The 10,762-nt window shown below is 39.2% G+C and carries 10 protein-coding genes and 3 pseudogenes; 10 read left to right on the top strand and 3 right to left on the bottom strand.

What is annotated here, in order from left to right; genetic code table 11:
• The 9 genes and pseudogenes from J500_RS15990 to J500_RS15945 form a co-directional block, all read left to right on the top strand.
• Positions 1–254 (top strand): annotated as a pseudogene (locus tag J500_RS15990) (IS5/IS1182 family transposase); the annotation flags it as partial.
• Positions 247–561, top strand: coding sequence for a hypothetical protein (locus tag J500_RS15985; RefSeq protein ID WP_147519087.1), 315 nt, complete (start codon positions 247–249; stop codon positions 559–561). The pseudogene J500_RS15990 and the gene J500_RS15985, both read left to right, overlap by 8 nt.
• A 474-nt stretch (positions 562–1,035) precedes the next feature.
• A complete protein-coding gene (pgaB, locus tag J500_RS15975; RefSeq protein ID WP_004996516.1) occupies positions 1,036–3,111 on the top strand; it encodes a poly-beta-1,6-N-acetyl-D-glucosamine N-deacetylase PgaB in 2,076 nt (691 codons plus the stop codon).
• 12 nt (positions 3,112–3,123) lie between these two features.
• Positions 3,124–4,386, top strand: a complete 1,263-nt coding sequence (pgaC, locus tag J500_RS15970) for a poly-beta-1,6-N-acetyl-D-glucosamine synthase (RefSeq protein WP_004990303.1) — start codon at positions 3,124–3,126, stop codon at positions 4,384–4,386.
• 28 nt (positions 4,387–4,414) lie between these two features.
• Positions 4,415–4,828 carry a poly-beta-1,6-N-acetyl-D-glucosamine biosynthesis protein PgaD gene (gene pgaD / locus J500_RS15965; protein ID WP_004996518.1) on the top strand — a complete coding sequence of 138 codons (414 nt, stop codon included), beginning with the start codon at positions 4,415–4,417 and terminating at the stop codon, positions 4,826–4,828.
• 233 nt (positions 4,829–5,061) lie between these two features.
• Positions 5,062–6,195 (top strand): acyltransferase family protein, encoded by a 1,134-nt coding sequence (locus J500_RS15960; RefSeq protein ID WP_004996520.1) that lies wholly within the window; start codon positions 5,062–5,064, stop codon positions 6,193–6,195.
• An 80-nt stretch (positions 6,196–6,275) separates the two neighbouring features.
• Positions 6,276–6,854 (top strand): nicotinamide riboside transporter PnuC, encoded by a 579-nt coding sequence (gene pnuC / locus J500_RS15955; protein WP_004996523.1) that lies wholly within the window; start codon positions 6,276–6,278, stop codon positions 6,852–6,854.
• Complete coding sequence (locus J500_RS15950) at positions 6,851–7,165, top strand: hypothetical protein (RefSeq protein WP_004996525.1); 315 nt, start codon at positions 6,851–6,853, stop codon at positions 7,163–7,165. The genes pnuC and J500_RS15950 overlap by 4 nt, the downstream gene beginning before the upstream one ends.
• A 29-nt stretch (positions 7,166–7,194) precedes the next feature.
• Complete coding sequence (locus J500_RS15945; protein WP_004996527.1) at positions 7,195–7,794, top strand: alpha/beta hydrolase; 600 nt, start codon at positions 7,195–7,197, stop codon at positions 7,792–7,794.
• Between the two features lie 49 nt (positions 7,795–7,843).
• Here J500_RS15945 and J500_RS15940 read toward each other — a convergent pair whose 3' ends face one another.
• Both J500_RS15940 and J500_RS15935 read right to left on the bottom strand, forming a co-directional pair.
• Positions 7,844–9,139, bottom strand: coding sequence for an MFS transporter (locus J500_RS15940; RefSeq protein ID WP_034700557.1), 1,296 nt, complete (start codon positions 9,137–9,139; stop codon positions 7,844–7,846).
• 241 nt (positions 9,140–9,380) lie between these two features.
• Entirely contained in the window at positions 9,381–9,584 is a 204-nt protein-coding gene (locus J500_RS15935) for a hypothetical protein (RefSeq protein WP_034700561.1), read from the bottom strand.
• A 298-nt stretch (positions 9,585–9,882) separates the two neighbouring features.
• On the opposite strand from J500_RS15935, the pseudogene J500_RS15930 reads away from it, so the two are divergent.
• A pseudogene (locus tag J500_RS15930) lies at positions 9,883–10,491 on the top strand (HAD hydrolase family protein); the annotation flags it as partial.
• Positions 10,492–10,542: 51 nt separating this feature from the next.
• On the opposite strand, the pseudogene J500_RS15925 reads toward J500_RS15930, so the two are convergent.
• Positions 10,543–10,762, bottom strand: a pseudogene (locus J500_RS15925) (IS5/IS1182 family transposase); the annotation flags it as partial.

The following is a 10,762-nucleotide window of genomic DNA, read 5'->3' as shown; positions in this document are numbered from 1 at the left end:
CAGAAAATGAAATTGGTAAAGCAAGAAATCATGCAGTACAAGGCTGTTGGGACAAGGGTCAAAAGCAGTGGAAACGAGATATTGGTTATCATCGACGATCCCGAATAGAGGCTAAAATGTTTGCCTTGAAACGACTTGGACAAGGTGTATCTAGTCGATGCTTTAATCGTCAGGTGGTTGACTTGCAAATAAGAGTCGATATTTTGAATAAATTTACTCAACTTGGTACAGCTAAAACGGTGGCTGTTGCATAAATATCTGAAGATTAGAACAACTCTACCTTTCGTCTATTTGTGCAACAAAGCCGATGAAGACTATAAAGTTGAATTGATTAAAGAGACATTATCCATGCATCCGCATCAGTCCGCAAATTATCGTATCACTCTATTTCAAGAAGGAGAGCCGATCACTTTATTAGATTATGATGGGGTCAATAAAAAGATCAAAATTTTCCGCCGTGGACAGTGGATTAATCGTTTATATAAATATTTGTATCAAAAAGAACGTTATTATCTGGAACAAATGGCTGAAAATCCAAATTTTGCAATCATTGAATATTAGACTTCTTTCATTATGGTTTGAACGCTCTTTATTTTTCTTGCATAGGGATGAATAAAAGGGACTTATGAAAGAAGTTTATTAAGTGGTGATATGAACGTTTTGTCACATTTTTAAGAAAAACTAAGTGAAGTGATTATACTTTATTGTAATTTTCTTATAAGAAAGATGGTAATTTTGCCATCTTTTTTTATGCAAAAATAATCAATGGATTGTAATGGTTTTTGGGTGTTTTTTGTACAAAAACAAATGTTTGAATATTCATCTAAAAATTTTTTATAGCTTGCAATATGACTGTAAAGTTAAGAAAAACCTACAAAAATTTTTAAGTTTCTTTTCAGATTTGATTAGTATAACTGACACTGTTAAAAGCCTGATGGATTTCTGTCAAAAGCAATGGATTGTGGATAGAAAAATAGATATTTTCGATCAGACAAAGCCTTCAGAAAATAACCCGAATTGAAAGATGATATTTCTATGCCAACACGCTTTCCCTTGCAATCTTTAACTCTGAGCATTTCATTATTGTTCGGTTCTATAGGAGTCAGTTCTGTTTATGCGGAAACGCCTGCAACAACAGATTTGCCTACAGCAGCGGAGATCCCAGCTGTGACTGATCCACATACAGGTGAAGCACCCGAAGAAGAACCACAAATCGATGTGTCGACTCTCACGATTATTGGTTATCATGAAATAACATCTAAGGAAGCTGTTATTCCAGATTATGCTGTAACGCCACAGCGTTTTGAAATGCATCTGGATTGGCTGATTAAAAACGGTTATCACTTTATTAGTGTAGATCAATTGATTAAAGCCAATGAAGGTAAACTCAAACTTCCACCTAAACCTGTATTACTTACTGTGGATGATGGCTATCAATCATTTTATCAATATGCCTATCCGATTTTAAAAGCCCGTAAAATCCCAGCAGTATTAGCGGTCGTTGGAAAATGGCTGGAAGTTAAGCCGAATAAAATGGTGCAGTTTGGTGATGAAAAACTTGAACGCAGCAAATTATTAAGCTGGAAAGAAATTAAAGAAATGCAGGACAGTGGCTTAATCGAAATCGGTAGCCACAGTTATGATTTGCATCATGGTGTCATGGGAAATCCACAAGGCAACTCTGAACCTGCGGCAACCACACGTATTTATGATGCAAAAACCAAAACTTATGAGTCTGATCGTGCCTATGAAAAGCGCATTAGTGATGATTTAAAGAAAAATATCGATACGTTTAAAGCCAACGGTATTCGGGCACCACGAGTCATGGTCTGGCCTTATGGTCGCTATAACATGGAAACTGTGCGGATTGCTAAAAAGTTAGGTATGCCGATTACCATTACACTTGATGATGGGCCTGACCATGTGACCAAATCTTTAGGGCACCTCAGTCGTATTTTGGTGATGAAAGGCGAAAGTACGGATGATTTGGCGCAAGACATTTTAACGCGTCAAATGAACCTGACCGATAATAATCGTCCGCAAAAAATCATGCATATCGATCTGGATTATATCTATGATCCTGATCCTGCACAGATTGAACGCAATTTGGGACATGTTTTAGATCGGATTCGTGCCTCTGGTGTCAATACAGTTTATCTTCAAGCTTTTTCTGATCCAGATGCCAATGGTTCTGCCGATATGGTGTATTTCCCCAATCGTTATGTTCCGATGCGCGCTGATTTGTTTAATCGTGTCGCGTGGCAGATTTCAACGCGGACAGGTGTCAATCGTGTTTATGCGTGGATGCCTTTGATGGCATGGGAATTGCCGAAAAATAATCCAGCCTCTAAAAAACTGGTGGTGACCCAACAGCCTAAAGACAGTGACCATTTGAATATGGGATATATTCGTTTAAGTCCGTATTCACCTGAAGCACGTAAAGTGATCGAAGGAATTTATACTGACTTGGCAAAATATTCCACATTTGATGGTATACTGTTCCATGACGATACCACGTTATCTGATTATGAAGATGCGAGTCCAGATGCATTGAAAGCCTATGCCAAAGCAGGCTTGCCAACTGATCTGGAAAAAATTCGGAATAATGATGCCTTGTTATCTAAATGGACTGATTTAAAAATCAAGACCATAGATAACTTTGCCATGAAGCTTGCTTCCGATGTGCGTTATTATCAGCCTTATTTAATGACCGCCCGTAATTTGTATGCGCAAGTCGCATTATCTCCTTATGCAGAAAACTGGTACTCCCAGTCTCTGGAGCAGTCACTAAAACGTTACGATTTTACTGCAATTATGGCCATGCCTTACATGGAACAAGCAGAAGATCCGACCAAGTTCTATCAGGATATTGTGAAACGTGTAAAACAATATCCAAACGGAATCAAAAAAACCGTATTTGAGTTACAGGCGACTAACTGGCGCACCAATCAACCTGTGCCATCGCAAGAACTCGTCGATACGATTCGTTCCCTGTACAGTCAGGGGGCTATGCACGTTGGATATTATCCAGATGATCCGTTTAAAGATCATCCAGATACCCAAATGTTGCATGATGTATTTGCGACTAAACCTTCAAAGTTAGTCCCGTAGCAGGAATTGACCATGTCAACAACCTTACAGCATTTATGGCATTCAGCACTGAACTTTGTGTTCTATTATCCGCTGTTTATGTCGTATTTGTGGATGATGGGTGCGCTGATCTTTTATTGGAAAGAGCGTAAAGAGCCCCCATATCAGCAACCAGCGGAATTAGATGTTTATCCAATGGTGGCGGTGCTTATTCCTTGCTTTAATGAAGGGGATAATGCAGAAGAAACGATTAGCCATGCGCTCAGTCTGGATTATCCTAACTTTGAAGTGATTGCGATCAATGATGGGAGCTCGGATAATACCGCAGAAGTGCTTGACCGTCTGGCTGAACGATTTGAAAAGTTACGTGTGGTTCATCTGGCGCAAAATCAAGGCAAGGCTGTGGCTTTACAAGCAGGTAGCTTATTGACTCAAGCTGAGTTTTTGATTGGAATTGACGGTGATGCCTTGCTCGATCCACATGCAGCCAAATGGATGATTCGTCATTTTCTGCAAGATCGAACTGTAGCTGCGGTCACAGGGAATCCTCGTATCCGAACTCGTTCTACCTTATTGGGACGGATTCAGGTCGGTGAGTTTTCCTCTATTGTTGGGATGATCAAACGTGCGCAGCGTAGTTTTGGACGATTATTCACCGTTTCGGGTGTGATTACTGCCTTTCGTAAGAGTGCGGTACATGAAGTCGGTTATTGGTCGCCGAATATGTTGACTGAAGATATCGATATCACATGGAAGCTACAACGTGCTGGTTGGGATATTCGTTTTGAACCCAATGCATTGGTGTGGATTTTAATGCCTGAAACCTTAAATGGTTTATGGAAACAGCGTTTGCGCTGGGCTATGGGAGGCGCACAGGTTTTAGTCAAAAATCTGGATGTGTTCTTTAAGCCGAAACTGAATTTTTTATGGCCGCTGATGTTTGAATTATGTCTAACACTGGTCTGGTCATATTTGATGCTTATTATGGCAATTCTCTGGTTATTACATTTTGTAGTACCGCTTGGAGAGTTGTCTGGAATCAGCTCGCCATTTTTACCTTATGGCAGCGGAATATTATTAGGTGCGACCTGTTTACTTCAGTTTGCTTTAAGCAAATGGATGGACAGTCGTTATGAGCCTAATTTAGGTAAAAACTACTACTGGATGATTTGGTACCCGTTTGTGTTTTGGTTAATTACCATTACTGCTACAATCGTGGCGTTTCCAAAAGTCCTGCTTCGTGGTGATGAAAAACGCGCGCGCTGGGTCAGTCCTGACCGTGGCATGCGCATGTAGATATTAAGCATGTTTTCGAGAAAATTTCATGAAATCTAACAATTTGATTATCGACGTGCGCCATCAGTTGCCATGGCACAGACGCTATGTATCAAATACCTCTACGATGATGATGTGGGGTGCATGGTTACTCTTATGGCGTCCATTTCTTCTGGTTTGGGCGCTTGTCGAGCTAGAAAAAAGCCATCTCATCCATCAGATTTTCCATGCCCTTAGTCTGGGCTTGGAACACGGTATCACTTCATTGATTGCCTGTGCTGTTGCGTTGTTACTGTGGAGCAATTATGTCCCTGCGAAAAGTGTCAAGCGAACGCATGAAAAGGATGTAACTGATTATGCACGCTATTTTGAACTGGACGAAACCCAGATTCATCAGGGCCGTGCGCAAAAAATTAGTGTCGTGCATCATGACGAAATGGGTCGAATCACGCATATTGATTAAGTACATTCGTACTTGTTGCTCATTGCAAAATGCCAGCTTGTTTCAAACAAGCTGGCATTTACATTAGATATTTGGATTTACAGGGAAATCGGGTAATTCAAATGACAAAAAAGACTTGCCGTAACTCATGGATTGATCGTAAGTCTAAGTTATAGACAGGAGAGGAGTGACCACCTGTCAGAATAAAGGGAATGAATGAAGATCGTACAATTGAAAGATGAAGATGTCTCATAATGGATAAGTCCATCAAACTTAATGCCGTTGAAAGTATTCGCGGGTTAGCCTGTCTGGCTGTGGTATTTTCACATCTGAGCTTAAGTTTCTACCCTTATTTACATCATTTTGATGAACATGAAATTGCCAGTAATGCATGGGTACATTTTATTCACCATTCACCTTTTGCCTTTTGGTACTCAGGTACGGCTGCGGTCTATGTTTTTTTCGTATTAAGCGGCTTTATTTTGTCTTATGTGATTTGTAATAGTCGTAATATGCAAGCAAAGCTCAAATCGATGATGGTGAAACGTTATCCGCGTTTAGCGATTCCTGCTTTAGGTTCATGCATCTTATTATGGGCAGCATTGCAGTTTAGTGATATTGACAGCTCTCATGTGCAGTATTGGCTAAAAGTTTTAGCGACCCAAGACATCGGTTTTTCCCAAGCGATTTATGAAGGGACGATTGGCTCATTTCTATTTGCAGAATCCAGTCTCAACTGGGTACTTTGGACGATGCAGGTGGAGTTGCTCGGTTCATTTTTGTTATTTGGATTGTTATATATTTACAGTCTGGATAAGCGACTATTTTTACCGCTGATTTTACTGTTTCCGACGACCTCAATTTTCTTTCAGAGCCAAGAGCTTTATTTGGGGTTGTTGTGCTTTCTCATTGGTTCGCTGATATTTCTATATGGTCGTGTTATTCGTTCATCACTAGTTGCCCTATTGTTATTGTTATTCGGACTTTATTTGGCTGGAGCGCATAATACCAGTCTGGCGTATCACTGGATTTATGTTTTAGTGGGCGACCGAACTTACGAGTATTGCAACTTTATCGCAGGGATTTTGATTGTGTATAGCATCCTGATGAATCCGATGCTATCGCAAAAGCTGGATAATCCCGTTTGTGTGTATTTAGGTAAATTGTCATTTTCAATTTATTTATTGCATTTGCTTTTAATGTATTGCGTATGTCTGCCCTTATTTAACTCTTTTATTGCGCTAGGTTGGAGCTATGACGCGGCTACAATTTGGGCAATCCTACTTTTTTTTATTGCATTGATCATTTCTGCCGATCTTTATAGTCGCTATGTCGATACTTTGGCGATTAATTTGAGCAATCGTTTATCGGACTGGGTTTTAAAATAATTCAGTTAGCGAATAGAAATCATTTGCGTATAGTCAGAAACATTTCATAATATCGCTTTCCATTTTTTGATGCATAGAACATGTCTCCACTTGAGATTGTTGCCGTGATAATTAGCGTGATTGGTGTTGGTCTCACCATTAAACGCAATATGTGGTGCTGGTGGTTTAACTTTCTGGCTTTTGTTTTATATGCTTATTTATTTTTTACTTTTAAGCTATACGGCGAAACCATCCTACAATTTTTCTTTATGGTGGTGAACTTTTATGGTTTTTATCACTGGCTCAAAGGTAAACAGGTTGATCATGATATTCGGATAGAACCGATTAGTCCTAAGCTCGTCATTATACAAATGCTGATAACAGCAGTGGGCGGGGTGATTTTTGGTCTCAGCTTAAAACACTTTACCAATGCGGCTGTGCCGATGTTAGATTCTCAACTGGCCGCATTTAGTCTATTGGCAACGTATTGGACCAGTCGTAAGCACATTGCCACATGGATTTTGTGGGTATTTGTCGATATTGTTTATGTGGGCATGTTTATTTATAAAGACTTATATCTGACCGCAGGTTTATACGCTGCATTTGTCATTATGGCTGCCTTCGGTTGGTGGCAATGGGAGCAGGTTAAGCGTAAACAACAGACAAAATTAGTAATATGACAATATTCGATCTGGAACAGTATAAGCAGCAATGCTTTGATCAATTGGCTGAAAAAATTTGCCAATCACCAGAGAATTATCTGGATTTTGATTCTGTTTCAGATGTTTATAAAGCTAAATGGCTGCAAGATTTTCCTAAAGGTGCCACTTGGGCCATTTCTGGATTAGATGACGGTGCAGATGAATTTTATATTTTGATTCAATACCAAACGCGATACAAAATAAAAAAATTAAGCATCGAAATGAAGCAAGGGCATTACAAGATCGATATGAATGTATCAAGCATTGGTGACAAGAGCGAATTAAGATAGATGACATTGAATATTGGAGATGAGTTCAGATGACGGATAAACTAGTAATCATGTTTCATGGGGTCGGTAGCAATGGGCGTGATCTATTGCCGATTGCACAATATTGGCAGCGTCAGATTGAAGATTTAAGTATTGCTTCGCCCAATGCACCTTTTCCTTTCATGCATAGCCATGAAGTGTTTGAATGGTTTAGTCTAACTGGAATTACCGAAGAAAATCGCTTTGAACGTATTCAGCAAGCACGAGAATATTTCGATCAAACAGTACAGCGGATACTGGAGGAGCAAGGTTTTGCTGATCGGCTTAATCAAGTGGTTTTTTGTGGATTTTCTCAAGGAACCATGATGTCGCTGGATGCGGTTGCTTCTGGTCGTTGGCCAATTGCAGCAGTCATTGGCTTTTCTGGACGTTTGGCTTCTCCGATTGAAGCCAATGCCAACAATACGGCAAAAGTGAGTCTAATGCATGGTGAAGCAGATGAAGTCATTCCTGTGTATGAAAGTCAGGATGCTTTTAAGGCGCTACGTGCTGCGGGTTTTAATGTCGAACTTGAAACTTATAAAGGTTTAGGACATTCAATCAACGAACTTGAGCTTAAGCGTGGTCTGGAATTTTTAAAAACACTTTAATGCGCATCAAAGCTCGTGATGATTGATCGTCACGAGTTTTATCATCGATTTAAATGACATGCTTAATGCTGTTTGATGGTTCGAATTTCTTCTTAAAGACGATTGCTGTGAGACACGCCATTATGGCTAAAGCAACGATATAATACATTGCTCCAATATCACTGTACTGGCTTAAAATTTGAATTAGTGGCAAGGTTAAACCGCCCACAACCGCATAAGACACATTATACGAAAATGAAATCCCTGAAAAACGAACAGGGGCAGGGAACATTTTCACCATACTGCATGACACCATGCCCACAGTTCCTGAACATAAACCCAGTAACATGTATAGCATGAAAATAGTGTTATGACTGGTATGTCCTAAACTGTGATAAAAAAACGCAGCCACAACAGCTAGCGCTGTTGCACCCATCATCATCACTTTGGCACAGCCAAAACGATCAGCTAAGGTTCCTGCTAAAATACAGCCCAACATTTGCATGATAATTGCTGCACTTTGCATTTGAAATGCACTAGCCCGATCAAAGCCAAAAACAGTGAAAAGTAAATTAGGCATGGCTAAAATGCCCACGACGACACAAGCCGTTAAAAACCAGGTGAACAACATGCCAATAACAACGGCTGCTTTATGATTTATCAAGACTTGTTTAATTGGTAAGTCTTTGGAGAGTTGTTTACGGGCTTGCATGGCTTTAAATACAGGTGTTTCTTTCAAGTAACTGCGTAAATATAGGGCTAATAACCCAAAGATTCCGCCTGCGATAAAGGCAATTCGCCATGCCCAATCATGTATCGCCGTTTCAGTAAACTGTAATGAAATCCACAAAGACATCAGTGAACCCAGTAAAATTCCTAAAGATAAACCTGCGGTTAATAGGCCGTTAGCAAGCCCAATGCGCCGTTCTGGGACATGTTCTGAAACGAATGTCCATGCCGCGGGAATTTCTCCACCAATAGCGATGCCTTGTATCACGCGCATCAACAATAATAAAACTGGTGCAAAATAACCAATCGATTCAAAAGTGGGTAGTAGCCCAATCATTAGAGTAGGCAGCGACATCAATAAAATTGACAGTGAAAATAGTCGTTTACGCCCGACTAAATCACCAAAATGTGCCATCACCACTCCACCTAAAGGCCGAAAAAAATAACCTGCTGCAAAAATGCCATAAGTATTCAGCATCGCCCAAAAAGGACTTAGAGTGCTTGGAAAAAATAAATCCGAAATGATCTTGGCGTAAAAGACATAGATGACAAAATCATAAAACTCTAATGCACCGCCGAGTGAGGAGAGCGCAAGAGTTCGTTTATCCTGAGTGGAAAGATGAGGAATAGCATCCATGCTGTCATGATTCAAAAGTAAAATGATGGGCCTGATATTACTTGAAATTTAAATTAAAAGTAAGGCAGTTCAATGCTAGCCAACTTGCTAGAATGGAGAAAATAAACAACCAACACAATCTTATTGAAATCAGCCTAATAGACTTTTTTATCATTGTTTGGAATTTCTTTATTTTTCTTTCATAGGGAAAATAAAAATACACTTATGAAGAAGTATATTTTTTAGAATCAATGATTTGAGATTATAAACGTACAAAATAAGGAATAATCGAGAGTACAATTCCAATCACACTGAGTAAGCTGACATTTTCAATAAAGTAAGGAAAAATCATCAGTACCAGACCACATACCAAAGGCACAATCACTTTTTGCTTTTTGCTATACATAAAATAGCCTAAGCCAATACAGCTAAAGATTAATCCCAAGAAAAGCTGCGTAGTGTTCATGATTTTAAAATTCGATTTGTTTTTGTGTAAATGAGCATAAAAACAAAAGCTGAAGATAAGATTAAAAGTAAACATGATCCTGTATTTAAACAGGTTTGACTCAGCCTAAGAACTTGATCAGCCCATGTATAATCAGTTCATAAAACGGTGATCTCCTGATAGGATAATCATAATAGAGTTTTCATCATGCTTTGGATTTTTTTACTTTCTCCGATAGAGAGAAATAAAAAAGTGCGCAAATAAGCCGATTGAAAGAAAGCTGATGCAAGATTAATGATTATCAAGATACGAGGTTTAAATGCCAGTCAAGCTTATTGCAGTTGATATGGATGGAACGTTTTTAAATTCAGAGAAGAAATACGACAAAGCCCGATTTTTGCAACAATATTCACAGCTTCAACAGCGTGGAATTCATTTCGTTGCGGCCAGTGGCAATCCGCTTTACACCCTAAAAGCTTATTTCCCAGAAATTGCCAATGACATGGCATTTGTGGCCGAAAATGGAGCTTATGTGGTCGATAGGACGCAAACTTTAAATTACGATCATTTTAGTCCAGAGATTTTGCAACAGATCCTACAAGATTTAATTCCTGATTATGCCCAAAATCTCATTTTATGTGCCAAAGACTGCGCTTATATTCAGCACAATGTCAGTGAAAAAAATCAGCAAAAACTTAACATTTATTTTAAGCAACTTCAGCAGGTTGATGATCTGTTACAGGTGCATGATCAGATTTGTAAAGTTACCCTAACGACAACCCAAGACAACAATCAACAAATTTTGGATGATCTATCTGAAAAACCTTATATTCAACACACTGCTGCAAAAATGGTCTCCAGTGGTTTTGGTTTTATCGATCTAATTATTCCAAACCGACATAAAGCCTACGGTTTACAGTTTTTACAGGCTTTGTTGCACAAATAGACGAAAGGTAGAGTTGTTCTAATCTTCAGATATTTATGCAACAGCCACCGTTTTAGCTGTACCAAGTTGAGTAAATTTATTCAAAATATCGACTCTTATTTGCAAGTCAACCACCTGACGATTAAAGCATCGACTAGATACACCTTGTCCAAGTCGTTTCAAGGCAAACATTTTAGCCTCTATTCGGGATCGTCGATGATAACCAATATCTCGTTTCCACTGCTTTTGACCCTTGTCCCAACAGCCTTGTACT

The sequence above is a fragment of the Acinetobacter sp. 479375 genome (assembly GCF_000581715.1).
In the GTDB taxonomy this organism is placed as follows: domain Bacteria; phylum Pseudomonadota; class Gammaproteobacteria; order Pseudomonadales; family Moraxellaceae; genus Acinetobacter; species Acinetobacter ursingii.
Note: the sequence above shows the minus strand (reverse complement) of the source record. Positions and strands in the feature narration are given on the sequence as shown.